At 70.0% G+C, this 23,535-nt stretch carries 23 protein-coding genes; 9 read left to right on the top strand and 14 right to left on the bottom strand.

The genetic code is table 11. The features are described 5' to 3' along the window. Positions 1 to 19: 19 nt before the first annotated feature. From AB0269_RS02985 to AB0269_RS02975, 3 genes are read right to left on the bottom strand one after another with little or no spacing between them, the layout of a single operon-like run. Complete coding sequence (locus AB0269_RS02985; RefSeq protein ID WP_366209682.1) at positions 20 to 343, bottom strand: thiamine-binding protein; 324 nt, start codon at positions 341 to 343, stop codon at positions 20 to 22. A gap of 8 nt (positions 344 to 351) precedes the next feature. After that, the gene (locus tag AB0269_RS02980; RefSeq protein ID WP_366209681.1) at positions 352 to 1,581 is read right to left on the bottom strand and encodes a hypothetical protein; all 1,230 of its coding nucleotides are present in this window, start codon (positions 1,579 to 1,581) and stop codon (positions 352 to 354) included. Then, positions 1,578 to 2,420, bottom strand: a complete 843-nt coding sequence (locus tag AB0269_RS02975; RefSeq protein WP_366209680.1) for an NAD(P)H-hydrate dehydratase — start codon at positions 2,418 to 2,420, stop codon at positions 1,578 to 1,580. The genes AB0269_RS02980 and AB0269_RS02975 overlap by 4 nt, the downstream gene beginning before the upstream one ends. Before the next feature lie 52 nt (positions 2,421 to 2,472). Here AB0269_RS02975 and AB0269_RS02970 point away from each other — a divergent pair, with 52 nt between their 5' ends. Further along, positions 2,473 to 3,540, top strand: a complete 1,068-nt coding sequence (locus tag AB0269_RS02970; protein ID WP_366209678.1) for an NADH:flavin oxidoreductase/NADH oxidase — start codon at positions 2,473 to 2,475, stop codon at positions 3,538 to 3,540. Between the two features lie 27 nt (positions 3,541 to 3,567). Here the strand turns inward: AB0269_RS02970 and AB0269_RS02965 are convergent, their stop codons facing one another. The 3 genes from AB0269_RS02965 to AB0269_RS02955 all read right to left on the bottom strand — a co-directional run bounded on the left by AB0269_RS02965 (position 3,568) and on the right by AB0269_RS02955 (position 7,531). Beyond that, positions 3,568 to 4,629, bottom strand: a complete 1,062-nt coding sequence (locus AB0269_RS02965) for a hemolysin family protein (protein ID WP_366209677.1) — start codon at positions 4,627 to 4,629, stop codon at positions 3,568 to 3,570. After that, on the bottom strand, positions 4,626 to 5,945 hold the full coding sequence (locus AB0269_RS02960; protein ID WP_366209676.1) for a hemolysin family protein: 1,320 nt from the start codon (positions 5,943 to 5,945) through the stop codon (positions 4,626 to 4,628). Before AB0269_RS02960 ends, AB0269_RS02965 begins: the two co-directional genes overlap by 4 nt. A gap of 131 nt (positions 5,946 to 6,076) precedes the next feature. Then, on the bottom strand, positions 6,077 to 7,531 hold the full coding sequence (locus tag AB0269_RS02955) for a GuaB1 family IMP dehydrogenase-related protein (RefSeq protein ID WP_366209675.1): 1,455 nt from the start codon (positions 7,529 to 7,531) through the stop codon (positions 6,077 to 6,079). 157 nt (positions 7,532 to 7,688) lie between these two features. Between AB0269_RS02955 and AB0269_RS02950 the strand changes: the two genes are divergently transcribed. Then, positions 7,689 to 11,375, top strand: coding sequence for a multifunctional oxoglutarate decarboxylase/oxoglutarate dehydrogenase thiamine pyrophosphate-binding subunit/dihydrolipoyllysine-residue succinyltransferase subunit (locus tag AB0269_RS02950; RefSeq protein ID WP_366209674.1), 3,687 nt, complete (start codon positions 7,689 to 7,691; stop codon positions 11,373 to 11,375). A gap of 18 nt (positions 11,376 to 11,393) precedes the next feature. Here AB0269_RS02950 and AB0269_RS02945 read toward each other — a convergent pair whose 3' ends face one another. The 3 genes from AB0269_RS02945 to AB0269_RS02935 are packed head-to-tail and all read right to left on the bottom strand — an operon-like array spanning position 11,394 to position 13,567. Continuing rightward, the gene (locus AB0269_RS02945) at positions 11,394 to 12,686 is read right to left on the bottom strand and encodes a GNAT family N-acetyltransferase (protein ID WP_366209673.1); all 1,293 of its coding nucleotides are present in this window, start codon (positions 12,684 to 12,686) and stop codon (positions 11,394 to 11,396) included. A gap of 33 nt (positions 12,687 to 12,719) precedes the next feature. After that, positions 12,720 to 12,965, bottom strand: coding sequence for a zf-HC2 domain-containing protein (locus tag AB0269_RS02940; RefSeq protein WP_366209672.1), 246 nt, complete (start codon positions 12,963 to 12,965; stop codon positions 12,720 to 12,722). Continuing rightward, positions 12,962 to 13,567 (bottom strand): sigma-70 family RNA polymerase sigma factor, encoded by a 606-nt coding sequence (locus AB0269_RS02935; protein ID WP_366209671.1) that lies wholly within the window; start codon positions 13,565 to 13,567, stop codon positions 12,962 to 12,964. The genes AB0269_RS02940 and AB0269_RS02935 overlap by 4 nt, the downstream gene beginning before the upstream one ends. Before the next feature lie 105 nt (positions 13,568 to 13,672). Between AB0269_RS02935 and aroA the strand changes: the two genes are divergently transcribed. The 3 genes from aroA to bcp are packed head-to-tail and all read left to right on the top strand — an operon-like array spanning position 13,673 to position 16,566. Further along, entirely contained in the window at positions 13,673 to 15,013 is a 1,341-nt protein-coding gene (gene aroA, locus AB0269_RS02930) for a 3-phosphoshikimate 1-carboxyvinyltransferase (protein WP_366209670.1), read from the top strand. Next, positions 15,010 to 16,080 carry a ribosome small subunit-dependent GTPase A gene (gene rsgA, locus AB0269_RS02925; RefSeq protein ID WP_366209669.1) on the top strand — a complete coding sequence of 357 codons (1,071 nt, stop codon included), beginning with the start codon at positions 15,010 to 15,012 and terminating at the stop codon, positions 16,078 to 16,080. The genes aroA and rsgA overlap by 4 nt, the downstream gene beginning before the upstream one ends. Positions 16,081 to 16,089: 9 nt before the next feature. Further along, the gene (bcp, locus tag AB0269_RS02920) at positions 16,090 to 16,566 is read left to right on the top strand and encodes a thioredoxin-dependent thiol peroxidase (RefSeq protein ID WP_366209668.1); all 477 of its coding nucleotides are present in this window, start codon (positions 16,090 to 16,092) and stop codon (positions 16,564 to 16,566) included. On the opposite strand, the gene AB0269_RS02915 is transcribed toward bcp, so the two are convergent. Further along, a complete protein-coding gene (locus AB0269_RS02915) occupies positions 16,567 to 16,980 on the bottom strand; it encodes a hypothetical protein (RefSeq protein ID WP_366209667.1) in 414 nt (137 codons plus the stop codon). It abuts the gene before it with no gap. Between the two features lie 206 nt (positions 16,981 to 17,186). Here AB0269_RS02915 and AB0269_RS02910 point away from each other — a divergent pair, with 206 nt between their 5' ends. Next, positions 17,187 to 17,435 (top strand): WhiB family transcriptional regulator, encoded by a 249-nt coding sequence (locus AB0269_RS02910; protein WP_243224897.1) that lies wholly within the window; start codon positions 17,187 to 17,189, stop codon positions 17,433 to 17,435. Positions 17,436 to 17,490: 55 nt separating this feature from the next. Here AB0269_RS02910 and AB0269_RS02905 read toward each other — a convergent pair whose 3' ends face one another. After that, positions 17,491 to 18,972: a histidine kinase N-terminal domain-containing protein gene (locus AB0269_RS02905; RefSeq protein ID WP_366209666.1), complete on the bottom strand. Its 1,482-nt coding sequence runs from the start codon at positions 18,970 to 18,972 to the stop codon at positions 17,491 to 17,493. Between the two features lie 29 nt (positions 18,973 to 19,001). Beyond that, positions 19,002 to 19,388 carry an Rv3235 family protein gene (locus AB0269_RS02900; RefSeq protein WP_366209665.1) on the bottom strand — a complete coding sequence of 129 codons (387 nt, stop codon included), beginning with the start codon at positions 19,386 to 19,388 and terminating at the stop codon, positions 19,002 to 19,004. 123 nt (positions 19,389 to 19,511) lie between these two features. Here AB0269_RS02900 and AB0269_RS02895 point away from each other — a divergent pair, with 123 nt between their 5' ends. Then, the gene (locus tag AB0269_RS02895) at positions 19,512 to 20,102 is read left to right on the top strand and encodes a hypothetical protein (protein ID WP_366209663.1); all 591 of its coding nucleotides are present in this window, start codon (positions 19,512 to 19,514) and stop codon (positions 20,100 to 20,102) included. 32 nt (positions 20,103 to 20,134) lie between these two features. On the opposite strand, the gene AB0269_RS02890 is transcribed toward AB0269_RS02895, so the two are convergent. After that, the gene (locus tag AB0269_RS02890) at positions 20,135 to 20,404 is read right to left on the bottom strand and encodes a DNA-binding protein (RefSeq protein WP_366209662.1); all 270 of its coding nucleotides are present in this window, start codon (positions 20,402 to 20,404) and stop codon (positions 20,135 to 20,137) included. Between the two features lie 98 nt (positions 20,405 to 20,502). Here AB0269_RS02890 and AB0269_RS02885 point away from each other — a divergent pair, with 98 nt between their 5' ends. Then, entirely contained in the window at positions 20,503 to 21,123 is a 621-nt protein-coding gene (locus AB0269_RS02885; RefSeq protein ID WP_366209660.1) for an SAF domain-containing protein, read from the top strand. Next, positions 21,120 to 22,370: a hypothetical protein gene (locus AB0269_RS02880; protein ID WP_366209659.1), complete on the top strand. Its 1,251-nt coding sequence runs from the start codon at positions 21,120 to 21,122 to the stop codon at positions 22,368 to 22,370. The genes AB0269_RS02885 and AB0269_RS02880 overlap by 4 nt, the downstream gene beginning before the upstream one ends. Here the strand turns inward: AB0269_RS02880 and AB0269_RS02875 are convergent. Beyond that, the gene (locus AB0269_RS02875; protein ID WP_366209657.1) at positions 22,294 to 23,520 is read right to left on the bottom strand and encodes a pyridoxal phosphate-dependent aminotransferase; all 1,227 of its coding nucleotides are present in this window, start codon (positions 23,518 to 23,520) and stop codon (positions 22,294 to 22,296) included. The genes AB0269_RS02880 and AB0269_RS02875 overlap by 77 nt on opposite strands. Between the last annotated feature and the right edge of the window lie 15 nt (positions 23,521 to 23,535).

The raw sequence follows: 23,535 nt of genomic DNA, 5'->3' as shown, positions 1-23,535 counted from the left end.
CAGCCCATCGTAGCGGCGGTCAGGAGGGCGAGTCCCCGCGCTCGGCGATCGCGGCCTCCAGCCGATCGATCTTCGCGTCGAGCTCACCGGAGTACCCGGGTCGGATGTCGGCCTTGAGCACGAGCGAGACCCGCGAGCCGAACGGCATGACCGCCTCGGTAGCGCGCTTGACGACATCCATCACGGCGTCCCAGTCCGGGCCCTCGATCTCGGTGAACATGCTGGTGGTCCGGTGCGGGAGCCCGGAGGCGCGGACGACCGCGACCGCTGCGGCGACCGCGTCGTGCACGGAGGCATCGGCGCTGCCGGTGCCGGACGGGGCGACGGAGAAGGCGATGAGCATGGTGGACCTCAGTTTCTCTGCGGGGACGATCCCCGGGTGGACGGAACGCGGATCAGCGCACGCACGGCGACGACCAGCAGGACGATGACGAGCGCGTTGCGGAGGGTGAGCAGGAGGATCGGCACGGTCTCGGCCGCCAGCAGACCGGCGTACGTCAGCGGGTAGACGAGGAAGGTCAGCGCGCTGATCGCGAGCGCGAGCCCGGCGGGCAGACCAGAACGGGTCCGGTCGAACAGGATCCACAGGATGATCGGCGCGATCAGCCAGGTCTGGAACTGCGGCGAGCCGACCTTGTTCGTCACGATCAGCGCCGTCACGATCGTGAGCGCGAGGGGCGGGAACAGCCTCGGGAAGGATGCTCCGCGCACGGCCTTGATCGCCCCGTACACGGTCGCTCCCGCTGCGGCGAGCGCCATGAGGGGTGTCAGCACTGCCGCGACCGCGTCGACGCCGGGCGCCCCGATCTGGAACGTCAGGATCTCGTGGCTGTAGTCGATGGATGCCGCACCCGTCGTCGCCAGCCACAGGAACGGGGTCGCCGCGACCGCTTCGATCTGCAGACCCCTGCCGGTCTGCTCGAAGACGAACCCGAACAGGTGCCGGTCCGCCCCGAGGACGAACAGGACCACGATGATCCCTGCGGTGACGGCGAGGAGGGCGAGCAGCATCCGCATCCGCGCCTTCGCCGCGACCACGGCCGCGACCGCGATCGCACCGGGCCAGATCTTGATCCAGGCGGCGAACGTCAGGACCGCGGTGGCGACGGCAGGGCGCTTCACGAGCCAGCATCCGCCGATCACGGCCAGCGGCACCGTGATCGCATCGATGCGGTACATCGCGATCGGCCCGAGCAGCACGAGCGCGGTGGTCCAGAACCAGCCGGCCGAACGCCGCGCCGCCGTACCGGTTCGGCCGACGAGCACCCCGAAGCCGACCGCATCGAGCGCGGTCACGAGCACGGCCCAGCCGATCAGGTAGGCGCCGGTCGTGCCGACGACGCCGTTCAGCGGCCACGCGATGAGCTGCGTGAGGAGCATGGGCAGCAGGGCCGGTTGCGGATACACCCACGACTCCGTGATTCCGACGATCGGGCCACCGCCCAGCGCCGCCGACGACCACGGCTGATAGACGAGGACGACATCGCCCATCGGCTGGGTGGGCAGCACCCAGCCGAGCCACGCGACGAGCACGTGCGCGGCGAGGAAGGCGGCCCATGCGGCCGCGACGCGCGCCTTCACGACAGCAGGTCCCCGATCGCGGTCGGCACGTGCTCAGCGACGTCCAGGGCGACGATCGGGTGTCCTGGGCTGCCGCCGGTGCGCCCGGCTGCCAGGGCCGCGGCGTAACCGTGCAACCAGGCGCCGGATGCCGCGACCTCGGCGAGCCGTGCGGTCGGATTCGCCGCGACGAGGGCGCCGAGGACGCCGGCGAGCACGTCGCCGGCTCCGGCCGTGGCCAGCCAGGAGGGCGCCGACGCGGCCGAGAGGACGACGCCGTCGGGGGCGGCGATGAGGGTGGTCGCGCCCTTGAGCAGGACGACGGCATCGAGGAGCGCGGCGACCTCGACGGCCTGCGCGGTGCGATCGCCGTCGGGTCGCAGACGCAGCGTCTCGCGCAGCCGCGCGAACTCGCCGGCGTGCGGAGTGATGATCATCGGGGCACGGCTGCGCGCGGCGAGGTCCAGCGCGGCGAGGTCCAGCGCTCCCGCGTCGACGATCACGGGAGCATCGCCGTTCAGGATGTCGCGCAGTGCTGCTTCCTCCTCGGGTGCGCGGTCCGCGGACGTGCCGGACCCGATGACCCAGGCATCCACCCGCGTGGCACCGACGTCACGTCCGGTCACGGTCTCCGGGCGACGGGCGATCACGGCATCCGCGGCGCGACCCTCTCCGACGAACCGCACGAATCCTGCTCCTGCACGCCAGGCGGCCTCGACGCCGAGGACCGCTGCGCCCGGATACCCGTCCGAGCCGGTGCGCAGGGCGACGACGCCCCGCGAGTACTTGTCGTCGTCCGCGGTCGGCACGCGCAGATGCGTCGCGGTGTCCGCACGGGACCATTCGCGCACGTCGACCATGGGTTCCACGCTATCGCGCCGACCCCGGTCGCTGCGGCACTACGGTCGAAGAGTGAGTCTTCTGTTCTCCCCGCTCAGCATCCGATCCGTGACCTTCCGCAACCGTCTGTGGGTGTCGCCCATGTGCATGTACAGCGCCCTCGACGGCCTCGTGCAGGAATGGCATCACACGCATCTCGCGCAGTTCGCGTCGGGCGGCGCCGGCCTCGTCGTCGCCGAGGCGACCGCGGTCGTGCCCGAGGGCCGCATCTCCCCGCGCGACGCGGGGATCTGGACCGACGAGCAGCGCGACGCCTGGGCACCGGTCGTCCAGGCGATCCACGACCGCGGTGGCGTCGCCGGCATCCAGCTCGCGCACGCCGGGCGCAAGGCGTCGACGTGGTGGCCGTGGGCGGACGAGCGCGGGTCGGTTCCCGCTGGAGAGGGCGGCTGGCAGACCGTCGCACCGTCCGCCGTCGCTTTCGACGGCTTCGCGGAACCGGTCGCGCTGGATGCCGCCGGCATCGAACGCGTCGTCGCGGGCTTCGCGTCGGCGGCGAGGCGCGCGCTGGATGCCGGGTTCGACGTGCTCGAGCTGCACGGTGCGCACGGATACCTGCTGCACCAGTTCCTCTCGCCGCTGTCGAACCTGCGCACCGACGAGTATGGCGGGACGCTGGAGAACAGGGCGCGGCTGCTGATGCGGGTGCTCGACGCGGTGCGCGAGGCAGCCGGCGACGCCGTGCCCGTCTTCGTGCGGATCTCGGCGACCGACCACGCCGACGGCGGCTTCACCCCCGACGAGGCTGCGCAGGTCTCGGACTGGGCGATCGCCCGCGGCGCCGACCTGATCGATGTCTCCAGCGGCGGACTCGTCGCGCATCAGCGCATCGACGTGCACCCCGGTTACCAGGTGCCGCTGGCGGCGACGGTCCGGCAGAGCGGGAGGATCCCGGTCAGCGCCGTCGGGCTGATCACGGCGGCCGAACAGGCCGAGCAGGTGCTCGCGGGCGGTTCGGCTGATGCCGTCTTCGCCGGCCGCGAGTGGTTGCGCGATCCGCACTTCGGCCTTCGCGCCGCGCACGAGCTCGGCTCCGAGACCGCCTGGCCGCCGCAGTACCTGCGCGCTCGCTGGCGCTGATCCTGCGACGGCCCGGCGGCCGATGCGCTAGCGGCCGTGCACCCGCCGCGTCGCATCCTGCACTTCGCCGACGAGCTCTTCGATGATGTCCTCGAGGAACAGCACCGCGGTCGTCTCGCCCTGAGCGTTGCGAACCTTCGCCAGGTGCCGTCCGGCACGGCGCATGATCGCGAGGGCGTCCTCGAGATCGGTGTCCTCCTGCACGGGCACCATGTGGTGGATGCGCTTGGACGGGATCGGGGCCGCCGTCTTCGACGCGGCATCCTCCCCCTCCGAGGCCCGCAGGATGTCCTTGAGGTGCACGTACCCGAGCGGGGCGCCGTCGTCGTCCACGATCACGTAGCGCGAGAAGCCGTACCGGGCGACCGCGCGCTCGATGTCGTCGGGCGTCGTCGTCTGCGGCAGGGTGACGAGGTCGCCGAGTCCGACAGCGACGTCGCGCGCCTTCTTGTCGGTGAACTCGACCGCGTTGGCGACCGCGCCCGATGCGTCGGCGAGCACGCCCTCGCGGCGCGACTGGTCGACGATCGTCGCGACCTCGTCGATCGTGAAGGTCGATGCCGCCTCGTTCTTCGGCTCGACGCGGAACAGGCGCAGCACGGCGTTGGCGGCGGCGTTGAGCACCCAGATGACGGGGTGGAACACCTTCGAGACCCACACCAGCGGAGGTGCGAGCATCAGCACGGCCCGGTCCGGTACCGAGAACGCGAGGTTCTTCGGCACCATCTCGCCGAACACGACGTGCAGGTACGACACCAGAACCAGCGCGATGACGAATCCGGTGATGTCGACGACGGGCTCGGCCCACCCGAGGGCGTGCATCGGCACGGCCAGCAGATGGTGGATGGCGGGCTCCGAGACGTTCAGGATCAGCAGCGAGCAGATCGTGATGCCCAGCTGCGAGGTGGCGAGCATGAGCGTCGCATGCTCCATCGCGAACAGCGCCGTCTTCGCGGCGCGGGAGCCCCGTTCCGCACGCGGCTCGATCTGCGATCGGCGCGCGGAGATCACGGCGAACTCGGCCCCGACGAAGAAGGCGTTCGCGACGAGCAGGATCACGAGCCAGACGATTCCCATCCAGTCGCTCATCGTGCCACCTCCTCGCTCGCGGCATCGACCGGCACCGGCGTGTACCGGATGCGATCGACACGACGGCCGTCCATGCGGACGACCTGGAGGACCCCGGACTCGAGGGCGACCTCGTCGCCGGTGGAGGGGACGCGCTCGAGCACGCTCATGATGTATCCGCCGACGGTGTCGTACACATCGCCCTCCGGCACGTCGACGCCCGTCCTGTTCTTGAGTTCATCCGGGCGCAGCTCGCCGGGGAACGTGATGGAGTCGCGCCCGCGGACGACGCCGGCACGGCTGCGGTCGTGCTCGTCGGAGACCTCGCCGACGATTTCCTCCACGAGATCCTCGAGGGTCACGATGCCGGCGGTGCCGCCGTACTCGTCGACGACGATCGCGAGCTGATAGCCCTTGGCGCGCAATTCCGAGATGAGCACGTCGAGGTGCAGCGTCTCGGGCACTCGCAGCGGCTCGGTCGACAGCGCGCCGACGGGCACCTCGCTGCGACGCTCGCGCGGAACCGAGACGGCGGCCTTGAGGTGCACGACGCCGGTGATGTCGTCGAGATCTTCGTCGTAGACGGGGAAGCGGCTGTGACCGGTGCGACGGGCGAGCTGGATCACGTCCTCCGCCGAGTCGCTCGCGGCGATCGCGTGCATGCTCGGGCGGGGTGTCATGACGTCGTCGGCCGACAGCCGGGCGAAGGTGAGGCTGCGGTCGAGCAGAGTCGCGGTGTCCGCCTCGAGCACGCCCGCACTCGCGGAGCGGCGCACGAGGGACGAGAGCTCCTCGGCCGTACGGGCTCCGGAGAGCTCCTCCTTGGGCTCGATGCCCATCGAGCGCAGGATGCCGTTGGCGCTGCCGTTGAGGAGCAGGATCGCGGGCTTGAAGACCGTGGTGAACGCCACCTGGAACGGCACCACGAGCTTGGCCGTCTGACGCGGGATCGCGAGGGCGAAGTTCTTCGGGACGAGTTCCCCGAGGATCATCGACAGCACCGTCGCCAAGAGCATCGCCACGACCGTGGCGATCGGAGCGACGACGGCTTCAGCGATCCCCCAGCCGGTCAGCACCGGGCGGAGCAGGTTCGACACGGCCGGTTCCATCGTGTAGCCGGTCAGCAGCGTGGTCAGCGTGATGCCGAGCTGCGCGGACGAAAGGTGGGTCGAGGTGTGCTTGAGCGCGCCGATCGTCAGCGACAGCCGCGATTCGCCGCGTGCCTGCCTCGCTTCGAGCTCAGCACGATCGAGATTGACGAGCGCGAACTCGCTGGCGACGAACAGGCCCGTCCCCACCGTGAGCAGGAGCCCCACGCCCAACATGATGTAATCCATCAGACGCAGCCCTCCTCGGAGTGGCTGCGCGGGCAGTGGGGCAATGTACTACAACTGGGAGGGTCGTCCATGATGGATAGATTCTAGCGAGTCACTCGTCCCTGCTGTGTTGATTCCGCTGTGAATTCGGGTCACCAGCTGACGGGGAGCGCCTTGCCCTCTTCGTACCCTGCCGCGGACTGCCGTCCCACCAGGGCGCGCTCGTGGAACTCGGGGACCGAGGACGCCCCGGCGTAGGTGAACGACGAGCGCACGCCCGAGGTGATCATGTCGAGCAGGTCCTCGACGCCCGGCCGCAGCGGGTCGAGGTAGATCTTCGACGAGGAGATCCCCTCGGCGAACAGCTCCTTGCGCGCCCGCTCGTAGGCGTCCAGGCGGCCGAAGCGCGCCTGCACGGCCTTGGTCGACGCCATGCCCCACGACTCCTTGTAGACCCGTCCGTCGGCATCCGCCTGCAGGCGCCCCGGCGCCTCGATCGTGCCGGCGAACCAGGAGCCGATCATGACGGACGCCGCGCCCGCGGCGAGCGCCAGCGCCACGTCGCGCGGATAGCGCACGCCGCCGTCGGCCCAGATGTGCGCGCCGCTCGCCTTCGCCGCCTCGGCGGTCTCGAGCACGGCCGAGAACTGCGGGCGCCCGACCGCCGTCATCATGCGGGTCGTGCACATCGCGCCGGGTCCGACGCCGACCTTGAGGATCGACGCCCCTGCTTCGACGAGGTCTTTCGCGCCATCGGCCGTGACGATGTTGCCGGCCACGAGCGGGATGCCGAGGTTCAGCGACGACACCGTGGCGAGGGCACGCAGCATGCCCTCCTGATGCCCGTGCGCCGTGTCGATCACGAGCACGTCGACTCCGGCGGCGGCCAGCGCCCGTGCCTTCGCGGCGACGTCGCCGTTGATGCCCACCGCGGCGGCGACAGCGAGGCGGCCGTCCGCATCGACCGCAGGACCGTAGAGGGTCGAGCGCAGGGCGCTGCGCGCGCTGAGCGTGCCGACGAGGTGACCGTGATCGATGATCGTGACGAGGTCCGCACCGGTCTCGGTGATGACGTCGAAGGCGGCCCGTGCGTCGACGACGTCCTCGGCCTCCAGCGCCGGGCTGCCGGTGTGCACGAGGTCGCCCAGCTGGGCATCGGGAAGCGCGGTCGCCAAGCGGGTTGCCGGCAGGATGCCGCGCACGGCGGATGCCTCGATCCTCCCGGTGCCTTCGGCCACGACCAGACCGTGCCCGCTCACCGGCGGGGTCAGCTCGAGTGCGTCGGCGACCGTGGCGGACGGCGACAGAACGAGCGGGGTGTCCCAGGCCACCGGCTGTGCCTTGACCTCGCGGATCGCCGCATCGAGCTCCTGCAGGGGCATGTCCTGAGGCAGTACGCCGAGGCCGCCTCGACGTGCCAGCACGGCGGCGAGCCTGGGGCCGGTCACCGAGTTCATGTTCGACGCGACGAGCGGGATCGTCGCGGGCGTGCCGTCCTGCGGAGCGAGATCGACCCCGAGACGGCTCGTGATGCCCGACCGGCTCGGCACGAGGAAGACGTCCGAGTACGTCAGATCGACGGCGGGCTGCTCTGTGACGAACTTCATATCTCCACGGTAGCTTTTCCCGCGCGTCCGCGGTGGGTCACGAGGGGTGCCGGAGTGAAGGAACACGTTAGGCTAGAAGACAGGATGCGCGGACCCGGGGGCCTCCCGAACTCGCGTGCACACACAGATCTTCAGCGATGAAAGAGGGCGATAGCGCGTGGCGAACCAGGTGACCGGCGTCGGGGGTTCGGACGACGGGGATTTCGGAGCCAATTCGTGGCTCGTCGACGAACTCTTCGAGCAGTTCAAGACCGATCGCAACTCCGTCGACAAGGAGTGGTGGCCGATCCTCGAGAACTACTCCCCTGATGCCGCATCCGCAGCCCCTGCATCCCCCGCGACGAGCACGGCGAGCGAGCAGCACCCCGTCACCGCGCCGATCCCCGTGATCGGGACGCAGCCGGTGGCCAGGACCACCGCCAAGCCGGCGAAGCAGGCTCCCATCCCCGCTCAGGCCCCCAAGCCGGAGCCGAAGGCGAAGCCGGCCGACGAGACCGTCGAGGACGAGGACAAGGTCACCGTTCTGCGCGGCATGCCCAAGACCCTCGCCGCCAACATGGACCAGTCGCTCACGGTTCCCACCGCGACGAGCGTCCGCACGATCCCGGCGAAGCTGATGATCGACAACCGCATCGTCATCAACAACCACATGTCGCGCTCGCGCGGCGGCAAGGTGAGCTTCACGCACCTGATCGGCTGGGCCCTGATCCAGACGCTCAAGGAGTTCCCCAGCCAGAACGTGTTCTACGCCGAGATCGACGGCAAGCCGTCCGTCGTCGCCCCGGCGCACATCAACTTCGGCATCGCGATCGACCTGCCCAAGCCCGACGGCACCCGCGCGCTGATGGTGCCGAGCATCAAGAACGCCGACACGTTGACGTTCACCGAGTATCTGGCTGCCTACGAGGACCTCGTCACCCGTGCCCGCGGCAACAAGCTGACCGCCGCCGACTTCGCCGGCACCACGGTCTCGCTGACCAACCCGGGCGGTATCGGAACCGTGCACTCGGTGCCGCGACTGATGAAGGGCCAGGGCTGCATCATCGGCGCCGGCGCCCTCGAGTACCCGGCCGAGTTCCAGGGCTCGAGCGAGAAGACGCTCGCCGAACTCGGAATCGGCAAGACGATCACGCTCACGAGCACGTACGACCACCGCGTCATCCAGGGCGCGGGCTCGGGCGAGTTCCTCAAGAAGGTGCACGAGCTGCTCATCGGGCAGCGCGGCTTCTACGACGAGGTCTTCGCGGCCCTGCGCATCCCGTATGCGCCGATCCGCTGGAACGCCGACATCGCCGTCGACCTCGCCGAGCGCGTCGACAAGCAGTCCCGCGTGCAGGAGCTCATCAACTCCTACCGCGTGCGCGGCCACCTCATGGCCGACATCGACCCGCTCGAGTACGTCCAGCGCTCGCACCCCGACCTCGAGATCGAGAGTCACGGGCTGACGTTCTGGGACCTCGACCGCGAGTTCGTCACCGGCGGCTTCGGCGGCAAGCGCGTCATGAAGCTGCGCGACATCCTCGGCGTGCTGCGCGACTCGTACTGCCGCACGCTCGGCATCGAGTACATGCACATCCAGGACCCGGAGCAGCGCCGCTGGTTCCAGGAGAAGCTCGAGATCAAGTACCAGAAGCCGGGCCACGACGAGCAGCTGCGGGTCCTCCGCAAGCTCAACGAGGCCGAGGCGTTCGAGACGTTCCTGCAGACGAAGTTCGTCGGGCAGAAGCGCTTCTCGCTCGAGGGCGGCGAGTCGCTGATCCCGTTGCTGGACGAGATCCTCCAGGGCGCGGCCACCGCAGGCCTCGACGGCGCCGCGATCGGCATGGCCCACCGCGGTCGCCTGAACGTGCTCACGAACATCGCCGGCAAGACGTACGGCCAGGTGTTCCGCGAGTTCGAGGGCACGCAGATGCCCGGCAACCAGCGCGGCTCGGGAGACGTGAAGTACCACCTCGGCACCGAGGGCACGTTCGTCGCCGATGACCAGTCCGAGCTGCCCGTCTACCTCGCTGCGAACCCCTCGCACCTCGAGACCGTCGACGGCGTACTCGAGGGCATCGTCCGCGCCAAGCAGGACCGCAAGCCCATCGGCACGTTCTCGTGGCTGCCCATCCTCGTCCACGGCGACGCGGCCTTCGCCGGCCAGGGCGTCGTCGTCGAGACCATGCAGATGTCGCAGCTGCGCGGCTACCGCACCGGCGGGACGATCCACGTGGTCGTCAACAACCAGGTGGGCTTCACCACGACGCCCACGGATGCGCGCACCTCGGTGTACGCGACCGATGTCGCCAAGACGATCCAGGCGCCGATCTTCCACGTGAACGGCGACGACCCCGAGTCGGTCATCCACGTCGCGCAGCTCGCGTTCGAGTACCGCGAGCGGTTCAACCGCGATGTCGTGATCGACCTCGTCTGCTACCGCCGCCGCGGTCACAACGAGGGCGACGACCCGTCGATGACGCAGCCGCTCATGACCGACCTCATCCAGGCGAAGCGCTCGGTCCGCAAGCTGTACACCGAGGCCCTCGTCGGCCGCGGCGACATCACGGAAGAGGAGTACGAGCAGGCCAAGGAGGACTTCCAGAACCGTCTGGAGATCGCCTTCGCCGAGACTCACGCCGCCGAGACCGGCGCGACGCCGATCGCACCGGAGCTGTCGCCGGTCGACGAGGTCGTCGGCGCTCCGGATGTCACCGGCATCGCCGGCGAGATCGTGACCCTCATCGGCGAGGCCTTCGGCAACAAGCCGGAGGGCTTCACCGTGCACCCGAAGATCCAGCAGCTGCTGGACAAGCGGGTCGAGATGGCGAAGTCCGGGAACATCGACTGGGGCTTCGGCGAGCTGCTCGCCTTCGGATCGCTGCTCGTCGAGGGCACGACGGTGCGCCTTGCCGGTCAGGACTCGCGCCGCGGCACGTTCGTGCAGCGGCACGCTGTGATGCATGACCGCGCCAATGGCCAGGAATGGCTGCCGCTGGCGAACCTCTCCGAGAACCAGGGCCGCTTCTTCGTCTACGACTCGCTACTCAGCGAGTATGCGGCGATGGGCTACGAGTACGGCTACTCGGTCGAGGCGCCGGAAGCCCTCGTGCTGTGGGAGGCGCAGTTCGGCGACTTCGCCAACACCGCGCAGGCGGTCATCGACGAGTACGTCTCGTCCGCCGAGCAAAAGTGGGGCCAGCAGTCCGGCGTCACCCTCCTCCTACCCCACGGCTACGAGGGGCAGGGGCCCGACCACTCCTCCGCACGCATCGAGCGGTTCCTGCAGCTGTGCGCGCAGGACAACATGATCGTCGCGCGGCCCTCGACGCCCGCATCGCACTTCCACCTGCTGCGCCGGCAGGCCTACGCCCGCCCGCGCAAGCCGCTGATCGTCTTCACCCCGAAGGCGATGCTGCGTCTGCGCGGCGCGACCAGCAATGTCGAGGACTTCACGAGCGGCCGCTTCGAGCCGGTGCTGGACGACGAGCGTCAGTTGAACAAGGACGCGGTCAAGCGCGTGCTCGTGCACTCGGGCAAGATCCACTGGGATCTGCGCAGCGAAGTCGAGAAGAACCCGAACGACGAAGTGGCGCTGGTCCGGCTCGAGCAGCTGTACCCGACGCCGATGGACGAGCTGAAGAAGGTCACCGACTCGTACCCCGACGCCGAGCTGGTGTGGGTTCAGGACGAGCCGGAGAACCAGGGAGCCTGGCCGTTCCTGGCGCTCGAGTTCGACAAGGTGCGCGACCGCGGCTTCCGCGTCGTCTCGCGTGCAGCTTCCGCGTCGCCCGCGACGGGCTCGTCGAAGGTGCACGCCAGCGAGCAGGCCGAGCTGCTCTCGCGGGCGCTGACCCTCGACTGATCCGCGGGGCGCCCGTCCTCAGTACCAGATGCCGAGGACGGGTGCCTGCGCGTCGCGGAACGCGTCGTCGATGGATGCCGCGACCTGCGCTGCGGCATCCAGTCGGCCCGCCGCGCGCAGCTGTGCAGCGCTGACTCCCCCGAGGTAGAGGGCGGACAGCGTCGCGACGTCGAGCGCGACGTCGACCTGATCGGTCTCGGCGGTCGTCACGGAGGCCCGGCCCTCCGCGATCGTCAGCCGCCACGTGCCGCCGGCGAACCCGAGCGCGTCGTCGACGCGCACGACGAGGTCCAGCGGCGCGCGGTACGTGCGCGCCTCCAGCGCCGCCGGAACGTCGAGGATCCGCAGCCAGCCGTGATCGTGCACGCGAACCTCGACCCCGCGCGGATCGTTCACGAGCCACGGCAGCGGGTCGTCGACGGGACGCAGGTCGGCGGTCACGCGATCGACGAGGTCGTGCTGCAGCGCGAAGCCCCAGAGCGCCGTGAGAGCGTCGGGTGTCACAGCCGAGAGCAGCGTGATGCGCATCTCCGAGCGGAAGACGCCGGGGATGTCCTCGAGCGTGTAGACCATGACTCCGCGGACGTTGCCGTCGGCGTCGAGGTAGCGGACGCCGCGGACCTTCGCGGCTGACGGGTTGCCCGCCGCGACGCCGGTCATACGGCCCCAGCGACGCGGCCATCCCGCGATCTGCCCACCGCGCTGCGTTCGTTCGACGTCGTGAACCGTGGCGACGGTCGTGGCCAGCGCTTCCTTGTCGACGTACTCGACGCGGCCTGCCGGCGCCGGCGCCGCCCAGCCCGCCCGTCGGGTGTCGACCGTGATCTTGGCGACCGGAACCGCCGGAGCGAAGCCGTAACGACCGTAGATGGTCGCCTCGGACACCGTGAGCCCGGCGATCGGGACGCCGGCGGATGCTGCGGCACGCAACTCGCCCTCGAGCAGTGCCCGCGCGATCCCGCGACGCCGATGCGTGCCGGACACGGTCACAGAACTGATGGCCCACATGTCGATCTCGGCCCCGGGCACTGTCAGCGGCGTGACCCACGAGTTCACGGTCGCGACCGGCCACGTCCCCACGGGGGCCCCGGTCTCGAAGACGCCGATATTGCGGCGCTCCGTGATGCCCTCGCGGTCGGCCGCGACGACATCGGCCTCGGGTTCGCCGTCGAGGAAACCGCGCGCGTCCGCGCGGAGGAAGGCCTCGGCGTCGGCATCCGATGCGGTGTCGACGAGCCGATAGGTGAGGTTCTGACCCGCCAGGCGCTCAGCGGATGCGGGGTCAACGGGGATCTGGCGTGCGTCGGTCATCGTCCCAGCCTATGGGAGGCGGGCGGAGCGGCGTCAGTGAGCGGCGGCCTGGGCTTCGCGGAGCTTCGCGAGGACCTGGTCGCGCAGTTCCTCGGGAGCGGACTCCTTGCAGGCGCGGGCGACGACCTCGGTGAGGGTGCTGGCGACGAGCGCCTCGCCCTGGCACGAGGGGCAGTTCTCGATGTGCTCGCGGATCTGCGAGTGCTCGGTCTTGCACACCTCGTTGCGGAGATACTCCTCGAGATCCTGGCGGGCCTTCTCACAGCCGCAATCGGTCATTTCGTGCTCCTCGTGCTGGCCGCGGCGATTCCTCGCTCGGCGGCGTAATCTGCCAACAGCTCCCGCAGCATCCGCCTGCCACGGTGCAGACGGCTCATCACGGTGCCGATGGGGGTCTTCATGATGTCGGCGATCTCCTGATAGGCGAACCCCTCGACATCGGCCAGGTAGACCGCCAGACGGAAGTCCTCGGGGACCTCCTGCAGCGCGTCCTTGACCACGGACGCGGGCATCCGGTCGATCGCCTCGGCCTCGGCCGAGCGGCTGTGCGTCGCCGTGGTCGACTCCGCACCGCCCATCTGCCAGTCCTCGAGCTCGTCGATCGTCCCCTGGAACGGCTCGCGCTGCTTCTTGCGGTAGATGTTGATGTACGTGTTCGTGAGGATGCGGTACAACCACGCCTTCAGGTTCGTCCCCTGCGTGAACGACGACCAGGAGGCGAACGCCTTGACGAACGTCTCCTGCACGAGGTCAGCGGCATCCGCAGGGTTGCGCGTCATGCGCATCGCTGCGGCGTACAGCTGATCCATGAAGGGGATCGCCTGCTCCTCGAATTGACGCTGAGCGTCGCCGAGGGTGTCTGCGGGGGTCGTTTCATCCATCACCGGCCAGTCTAGGCCGACGACGTCCTCCACCTCGCGTTCCAGCGTCGCGATCATCCCCCCTCCTCTCAGCGTTCTCGGGGCCATTCACTAAGGTTGGAACCGATGAGCGACACGACCTATTCCCCTTCACCCGCAACGGGCGCGTACGAGGCGCCTGCCGCCGCCGGGGCCGTGCACGCGACGCTGACCATCCCCGGGTCGAAATCGCTCACCAACCGCGAACTCATGATCGCCGCGATCGCCGACGGCCCAGGGCGTCTGATCGCACCGCTGCATTCGGACGACTCCCGCCGGATGATCGACGCCCTGCGCGCTCTCGGCATCCGCATCGACGAGGTCGAGGGGGGCGGGGAGTTCGGTCCCGACCTCGTCGTCACCCCTGGGCCGCTGCGCGGCGGCACGACGATCGACTGCGGCCAGGCGGGCACCGTGATGCGCTTCGTCACCCCGCTCGCCGGTCTCGCCGCAGAGGACGTGCACCTGACCGCGCACGAGAGCGCCCTGCATCGGCCGATGGGCGCCATGATCACGGCGCTGCGCGACCTCGGCGTCGACATCGACGACGAGGGCACCTGGGCCCTCCCGTTCACGGTGCGCGGGCACGGGCGCATCCGCGGCGGACGGGTCGAGATCGACGCCTCCGCATCGAGCCAGTTCGTCTCGGGCCTGCTGCTGGCCGCTCCCCGCTTCGATGTGGGTCTGCACCTCGTGCATACCGGCGAGCACCTGCCGAGCCTGCCCCACATCGACATGACGATCGAATCGCTCAGCCGCCGCGGCATCCGCATCGAGCGGCCCGCCCCCGGCGAGTGGCTGGTCGAGGGCGGCGTTCCCCGCGCCAAGGAGATCGCGATCGAACCCGACCTGTCCAACGCCGCTCCGTTCCTCGCGGCGGCGATGATCACCGGCGGCGAGGTGTCCGTCACCGGATGGCCGCTGCATTCCACGCAGCCCGGTGCCCTGCTCCCCGACATCCTGCAGGCGATGGGCGCGCACGTCGGCCGGCACAGCGGCACCATGACCGTGCGCGCCGGCGACGGCATCCGGGGCCTCGACCTCGACCTGTCCGCCGCGAGCGAGCTGACGCCCACGATCGTCGGCCTTGCCGCCTTCGCGGACCGTCCGACGACGATCCGCGGCATCGGGCACATTCGTCTGCACGAAACCGATCGCATCGCGGCGCTCATCGAGGATCTCGCAGCGCTCGGCGGCGAGGCCGAGGAGCTCCCCGATGGGCTGCGCGTCATCCCGCGGCCCCTCCACGGGGGCGCGTGGGCCGCCTACCACGATCACCGCATCGCGACGACGGGTGCGCTGATCGGACTGCGCGTGCCGGGAGTCGTCGTCGACGACATCGGGACGACAGCGAAGACGCTGCCGGAGTTCACGCGACTGTGGGATCGGATGCTCGCGGGTGCAGAGCCGGGGAGCGCGAACGCGTGAGCTGGCTCGACCCCGACGACGACCTCGACGACGAGTACGAGGAGTTCGACGAGAGCAGCATCCGCACGCGCCCGAACCCGAAGGCGAACCGCCCGCGGACCAAGCGCCGCCCCGCGCACGAGGACGCCGAGATCGGCCGCGTGCTCGGGGTCGATCGGGGCCGCTACAGCGTCATGGTCGACGAGGGCGGGCCCGACGAGCGGGTCATCACCACCACGAGGGCTCGCGAGCTCCGCCGCACGCCGATCGTCACGGGCGACCGTGCACGCGTCGTCGGCGACACGTCGGGGGCGGAGGGCACCCTCGCCCGGATCGTCGGAACCGCCGAGCGCACCTCGCTGCTGCGCCGCAGCGCCGACGACACCGATCAGGTCGAGCGGGTCATCGTCGCCAATGCCGACCAGATGCTCGTCGTGGTCGCCGCGGCCGACCCGGAGCCGCGCCCGCGGCTGGTCGACCGCTATCTGGTCGCGGCGCTGGATGCCGGCATCCGCCCGCTCCTCGTCGTGACGAAGACGGACCTCGCCGACCCGGCATCCTTCCTGTCGCACTTCGACGGGCTCGATCTGCGGGTCTTCACGAGTGCACGCGGCGAGATGCCGACGGACGCGATCGGCGCCGAGCTGGTGGGGCACTCGACGGTGTTCGTCGGGCACTCGGGCGTCGGCAAATCCACTCTCGTGAACGCCCTCGTCCCGTCGGCAGGGCGCGCCACGGGTCACGTCAACCAGGTCACCGGCCGCGGCCGTCACACCTCGTCGTCGACCGTGTCGCTCCGCTACGAGAGCGCCACCGGCACGGGCTGGGTGATCGACACCCCCGGCGTCCGATCCTTCGGACTCGGACACGTCGAACCGGCGAACATCCTCGCGGCGTTCACCGAGCTCGCCGCGATCGCCGAGGACTGCCCGCGCGGCTGCACGCACCTCGTCGACGCACCGGACTGCGCGCTGATCGAGGCGGCGCAGCGCGGCGACCTCGGCCCGGCAGAGCTCGCCCGCCTCGACTCGCTGCAGCGCCTGCTGCAGACCTTCGCCGACAAGGCCGACAGCAGAGACGCCAAGTAGGCTGGTGGCGTGACGAACCTGCGCCTGGAACCCGGAACCCCCGCCCCCGACTTCTCGCTCGTCGACCAGGACGGCACGACCGTCCGGCTCGCGGATCTGAGCGGGCAGCGGACGATCCTGTACTTCTACCCGGCGGCGATGACGCCCGGGTGCACGACGCAGGCGTGCGACTTCCGCGACAGCATCGGGTCGCTGGAGGGCGCCGGCTACCGCGTGGTCGGCGTGTCCAGGGATGAGCCGGCGAAGCTGGCCGAGTTCCGCGAACGCGACGGGCTCGCCTTCACGCTGCTCAGCGACCCCGACCACACCGTGCACAGCGCGTACGGCGTGTGGGGCGAGAAGATGAACTACGGCAAGGTCATCGAGGGCGTCATCCGCTCGACGTTCGTGCTCGACGAGCAGGGCGTGATCACGATGGCGCTGTACAACGTGAAGGCGACGGGCCACGTCGCCCGATTGCGCAAGCTGCTCGGCGTCGACGCCTGATCAGTCCTCCTGGCCGTCGCCGGCCGACCCTGCCGCGCGCTCAGCGCCGGCCTCGGCGCGCGTCGCCGCGATCAGCAGCACGAAACCGACGAGGCCGGGGATGCCCACCCCGAGCACGAACACCCAGATCACCGGCTGGACCGTCAGGGACGCGAGGGCGAGCGCCAGCGCGAGCACCTGCAGGACGATGCCGCCCGAACGAGCCCAGGTGCGCCCCCGCCGCGTACCGAACGCGAACGCGAACAGCGCGGCGGCGCCGATCACCGTGAGGACGATCAGGGCGAGCGCCGTGGGCAGCGAGGCCGCCTCGCCCCTGCCGAGACCGAACAGCTCGACGACGGCGAAGACGAGGAGGGCGGCGCCCTCGAGAGCGAGCACCGCCGCGGCTGCGGTGGCGACGGCAGATGAACGCACGGTGACTCCAGAAATCAGATTGCTGGCAGGAAACCCTTGATTTCATGCCCACGCTGTAACACAATGTTAACAGTCATGTGCTCCCACAGCGGCGTGGGGCGAGTATCCGCTCGCACTACTGATGAGCGACATCCCCCGATATCGTCGCTCGAAATCGAGTCTTCGCACCGCGAACGCTCACCGTACATCCACACCGAGGAGCCCCCATGGATTGGCGCGACAAGGCCGCCTGCCTGACTGTCGACCCCGAGCTGTTCTTCCCCGTCGGGAACACCGGACCAGCGGTCGACCAGATCGAGAAGGCGAAGGCCGTCTGCGCCACTTGCACGGTGACCGAGATCTGCCTGCAGTACGCCCTGGAGACCAGCCAGGACTCCGGCGTCTGGGGCGGTCTGTCCGAGGACGAGCGCCGCGCCCTCAAGCGCCGCGCTGCCCGCGCGCGCCGCGCCAGCTGACCGCGCAGGCCACCGCAGAGGGCGCCCGCGGCGTTCTCCCCCGGTCAGCCGCCGTTCACTTGGTCAGCCAGCGCAGCGGGATGTCGATGGACACCTCGGTGCCCTCGCCCTCGCTGCCGTGCCACGCGATGCTGCCGCCCAGCTCCCCCTGGATCAGGGTGCGGATGATCTGCGTGCCGAGGCCCTGACCGACCCGTCCTTCGGGCAGACCGTGGCCGCTGTCGCGCACCGAGACGTGCAGGTTCTCGTCCGTGCGCGTGGCGTCGATCGTGACGGTCCCCTCCTTACCGGCGAGGCCGTGCTCGACGGCGTTGGTGACCACTTCGGTCAACGCCAGCGCGAGCGGCGTCGCGTACTCGCTGGGCAGCACGCCGAAGCGTCCCGTGGACTGCGTCCGCGCCCGGGTGTTCGGGGCGGCCGCGACCTCGGCGACGAGCTTGAGCACCCGGTGGAACACCTCGTCGAAGTCGACCTTCTGCGTCAGACCCTGTGCGAGGGTGTCGTGCACGACGGCGATCGCGTCGACGCGACGCATCGCCTGCGTGAGGGCGTCGCGGGCCTCGTCGGAGTGCGTGCGCCGCGCCTGGATGCGCAGCAGCGAGGCGACCGTCTGCAGGTTGTTCTTGACACGATGGTGGATCTCGCGGATCGTCGCGTCCTTCGTGATGAGCTCCTGCTCCTGGTGGCGCAGTTCGCTGACGTCGCGGCACAGGATGATGGCACCGATGCGGGATCCGTGGTCCTTGAGCGGAATCGCGCGCAGCGACACCGTCACTCCGCGCGCCTCGATGTCGGTGCGCCACGGGGCGCGACCGGTCACGACGACGGGCAGTGATTCGTCGACCTCACGGCCGGGCGGAACCAGTCGCGTGGTGACCTCGGCGAGCGATTCGCCCTCGAGCTCGTCGTCGAAGCCCATCCGGTTGAACGCGGACAGCGCGTTGGGGCTCGCGAACGTCGTGATGCCGTCGACGTCGATGCGGATCAGCCCGTCGGAGGCCCGGGGCGCGCCGCGGCGCGGCGAGGTGGGAGCGGCGAGGTCGGGGAAGTCGCCGCCCGCGATCATGTGGAAGAGGTCGTTCGCGCACTCGTCGAAGGTGATCTGCTGCCTCGATGGCGTGCGGGCCTCGCCGAGATTGGTGTGCCTGGTGACGACGCCGATGACCGGCTTGCCCGAATCGGAACGGCGCGCCCTGAGGATCGGCACCGCACGGACCCGTGTCGGCGTCTCCTCGAACCAGTCCGGTGACGACGAGTCGACGATCTCGCCGGAGTCGAACGCCCCCTGCACCTGCGTCTTCCACTGCGGGCGCACGCGCTCCCCCACGATGTCGCGGTAGAACAGGGTCGCGGCCCCGCTGGGCCTCGTGTGCGCGACGGCCACGAACGAGCCGTCCTCCGTGGCGATCCAGATCACGATGTCAGCGGATGCGAGGTCCGCGAGGAGCTGGCCGTCACCGGCGAGACGGTGGAGCCATTCGACGTCTTCGTCGTTCAGGAGTCCCTGGGCATGGACGAGGTCACTGAGGGTCGACACTCTCCCAGACTAGTCAGCTGTCGCCCCGATCAGAGCACGGCGAACGACGTGGCGCGCCATCGCCTGTCCAGCCCCTCCAGGCGAACGGCGACCGCCCTCGTCCGACCGGGGCCTGCGACGATCACGACGGCCTCGATGACGCCGTCGGCAGGCGCGGACTGACGCATCGACAGCACCTCGAAGACGGGACGGACCGGAGCCGTGCCACGGGCGCTGCGCGCTCGGGCGGAGAGGTTCGCCCGAGCACTGAGCTTGCGGAACGCCTCTTCGCTGAACCATCGTGCGAGCTGGTCGAGCTCGCGGACGCCGGCGAAGACCTCGAGCACTCCCTGGGTCAGACTCCGCAGCAGCGGCGCGGGGTCCGGCAACTCGGACGCGGGCGTCGGCTGCGGTGCGAAGTACTCATGAAGCGTCATCGTCGTCACTCTCCGTCGGCAATGGGAGTCAGTACAGCACGGCTGAGCACCCGCCCGCCGGGCGCGAAGCGCAAGATGTGGATAACTCGTATACGGCCGATCGGCTCCCGTACGCTCTCTCGTGTGCACTGGGATCGTCTGTTCGAAGACCTCGAGGGTCAGCTCGCCGCCGAGTGGGAGGCGGAGCGGGCCGCGCTGGATGCCGAGTCCGAGCGTCTGCGGATCTCGAAGCTGACGTTGCGCGACCGGCTGCGCGTCCTGCACAGGAGCGGCGCGCCGGCGGTCGTCCACCTCGCCGAGGGAGACCGCGTCTCCGGGCGGATCGCCGCGGTCGGAGCGGACTGGATCGCCGTGCACATCCGCGACGCGGCCGGAGCGCTGATCGTCCCGATCGGTGCGCTGAGCGGGATCGAGACGCACCACGGCGCGATCCTCGAGACTCTGGAAGATGTCGAGGCGCCTCACGACACGCTGCGCTCCCGGATGACGCTCGGGTTCCTGCTGCGCGACTTCGCGCGCCGCCGCGTGGCCGTGCACCTCGCCCTCGGCGGCGGCGAGCGCGTGCACGGGACGATCGATCGGGCAGGCGAAGATCACCTCGACCTCGCCGTTCACGACGCGGGCGAGTCGCGGCTCGCGAGCGCCGTGCGGTCGTTCCGCGTCGTCCCCCTCACAGCGGTGCGGTGGGTGCGGACGACCGCAGCGACCGTGTGAGCCCGACATCGCGCTCGTCCGCGCAGCGCAGGTCAGGGCCGCTGCGGGCCCCATACCTCCGGGAAGCTCGCGGCGTCCGCCTGGCGCCACAGGGCCATGCGCCGGGCCTCCTCGGTCTGCTCGGCGAGATAGTCGGAGACGCTCGCCTCTTCCACGCGCCATCGCGCCGGGGCGCCGAGCTGAGCACCACGCAGGCGCCCGGCCATCACGAGGGCGATCACCTCATCGACCTCGATGACGAGCAGCTCGGCGACCTGCGCGGGCGCGAGGAAGCGAGGAGCAGATGCGGGCGAATCGGCCATGTCTCCATTCTGTCCCGCCGGGGTCGGCGTCATGAGGCGCAGCGCGGTCCTGTGGATAACTTTCGACCGCTTGCCGACGATTCTGTGACGATGAACGCATGACGACGCATCCACGCGCCAGGCGGCCGTTCTGGGGTGACATCCGGTTCCTGATCGGCCTGGTCCTCGTGATCCTCTCCATCGCGGGCGTCTGGTTGATCGTCTCGTCCGCGCGCGAGACGACTCCCGTGCTCCAGGCCAACCGCACGATCACGCAGGGCGAGGCGCTCGCGTCCGGCGACTTCCACGTCGTCGAGGTGAGCCTGGGCACGGTCGTGGACGACTACCTCGCGCCCCAGGATCTGGAGCCGGGCATGATCGCAGCCCGCACGGTCGCCGATGGCGAACTGCTCGCGGCCACGGCCACCGGCGATGCGGACAGCGGCCGCACGACGAACATCGTCGTCGAGAGCAGCGTCGGCATCCCCGCCAGGGTCGAGGCAGGGACACCGGTCGAGCTCTGGTATTCGCCTCCCCTCCAGGAGGACGGCGAGTACGACGCACCGCGCATCCTGGCCGCGGACGTCGTCGTGGCATCCATCCCCGAGAGCGACGGGGTGCTGGCCGAACGCAGCGCCGCCGTCGAGCTCGTCATCGCCAGGGCGGACGTCGCCGACGTGCTCGCCGCCATCAACGCCGGGGCTGCCCTGTCGATCGTCCCGCTCGGGTCCGGCTCATGACGGCCGTCATCGTCGCCGTCGAGGAGCCGCGCGCCGCGGAGCTCGCGCGGGACCTCGAGCGCATCGGGCACACGGTGATCGGCGTGGTGCCGCCCGAGGATCTCAGCCGCAGCCTCCTCGCGGCGGCCGACGCCCTCGTCGTCCCCGCCACGCGCGCAGCCCTCACCGGCGACCTCGTCGCGGCGTGCGATGAGGCCGGGGTGCGGATCGTGACGCTCGGGACGGGCGACTCGCGGCTGCTCAGCCGATACGGCCTCCCCGAAGCGCTCCCCGAGGATGCGGATGCCTGGCAGGTCTCCACGGCGCTGTCCGCCGAGGCACCGCGGACCGTCGAACCGGCGCCGAGCGCGCCGCACCGCATCGTGGCGGTATGGGGTCCGCACGGGGCTCCGGGGCGGTCCACACTCGCGATCCAGCTCGCCCTCGAGCTCTCGCGCTCGTCGAACCGCTGCGCGCTGATCGACGCCGACACCGTCGCCCCGTCGCTGGCACTGCTGCTCGGGCTCGGCGATGATGCTCCCGGCATCGCCGCGGCGTGCCGTCGTGCCGGACTCGGCGGACTCGACGCCGCAGAGCTCGATCGCATCTCGGTGTCGATGGAGACCAGCGCCGGCACCGTCGAGGTGCTCGCCGGCCTCAACCGCCCTTCCCGATGGCCGGAGCTCTCGGCGGAACGGCTCAGCGCCGCCCTGTCCGTCTGCCGGGAGTGGGCGGAGAGCACGGTCGTCGACGTCTCAGCCGCGTTCGAGTCCTACGAGGAGGTCTCGGACGATCTGGCCGGGCCCCGGCGGCACGCGGCGACGACCACGGCACTGCGCGACGCCGACGTCATCGTGGCGGTGACCGCAGCCGATCCCCTCTCGATCTCGAGGTTCCTCCGAGATCACGCAGAGCTGCGCGGACTGGTCGGGCCGACGGCGCGGATCGTGGTCGTCGCGAATCAGGTGCGCCCCGGCCCGCTGGGCATCGACGCGCGCGGGCAGATCCGGCGCGCCCTCGAGCGCTTCGCCGGTATCACCGACGTCACGTTCCTGCCATTCGATCAGCGCGCCGCCGATGCCGCACTGCTGCATGCGAGGCCCATGGCGGATGTCACACCGCGTTCCGCGCTCGTCGCCGCCGTGCGCCGGCTGGCCGAGCACATCGACCCGCCGGCCCCGCGCGCCGGGGTCACTGCCGATAACTCGACAGGAAGTTCCCGAGCCTTTCGATGGCTTCGCCGAGCACCCTCGGTTCCGGCAGGGTGACGACGCGGAAGTGATCGGGTGTCGGCCAGTTGAAGCCGGTGCCCTGCACGAGCAGGATCCGCTCGGCGATCAGAAGGTCGTAGACGAACTTCTCGTCGTCGTGGATCGCATGCACGTCCGGATCGAGTCGCGGGAACGCGTACAGCGCGCCGCGAGGCTTGACGCATGACACGCCCGGGATCGATTCCAGGCCCTCCCAGGCGATGTCGCGCTGCTCGTGGAGCCGGCCGTTGGGAGCGATGAGCGCGTCGATCGACTGCACCCCGCTGAGGGCCGCCTGGACGGCGAACTGCGAGGGCACGTTGGGGCACAGACGCGTCGACGCCAGCAGTGTGATGCCCTCGATGAAGCCCTTCGCGTGCCGCTGGGGTCCGGTGATGACGAGCCAGCCGGAGCGGTATCCGGCGACCCGATAGGTCTTGGACAGTCCGTTGAAGGTGAGGCACAGCAGGTCGGGTGCGAGCGTCGCCGTGGGGATGTGCTCGGCATCGTCGAACAGGATGCGGTCGTAGATCTCGTCGGACAGCAGCAGCAGCTCGTTCTCGCGGGCGATCTGCACGAGACCCTCGAGCACCTCGCGCGAGTACACCGCGCCCGTCGGATTGTTCGGGTTGATGATGACGAGCGCCTTGGTCTGCGGGGTGACCTTGGAGCGGATGTCCTCGAGATCGGGCTGCCACTCGTTCTGCTCGTCGCAGATGTAGTGCACCGGTGTTCCGCCGGCGAGGCTCGTCATCGCCGTCCACAGCGGGTAGTCGGGCGCCGGGATCAGGACTTCGTCGCCCTCGTCGAGCAGCGCCTGCATGGTCATGGTGATGAGCTCGGACACGCCGTTGCCGAGATAGACGTCGTCCGGACCGAAGGGCGGGAAGTCCGGGATCTCCTCGTAGCGGCTCACGACCGCACGACGCGCGGAGGCGATGCCTCTGCTGTCGCTGTAGCCGTGCGCGGTCGGCAGAGCCGCCAGCATGTCGTGCACGATCTGGTGCGGAGCCTCGAAGCCGAAGATCGCAGGGTTGCCCGTGTTGAGCTTGAGGATGCTGTGACCCTCTGCCTCCAGCCGCGCCGCCTCTGCCGGAACCTTGCCTCGGATCTCGTACAGGACGTTCTTGAGCTTCGACGACTGGTCGAAGGTGCGCGTGTGGGTCATCACCCGATTCTAATG

The organism is Microbacterium sp. NPDC077644 (assembly GCF_040702785.1).
In the GTDB taxonomy this organism is placed as follows: Bacteria; Actinomycetota; Actinomycetes; order Actinomycetales; family Microbacteriaceae; genus Microbacterium.
The sequence above is the reverse complement of the archived record's forward strand: the minus strand, read 5'-3'. Positions and strand labels throughout refer to the sequence as shown.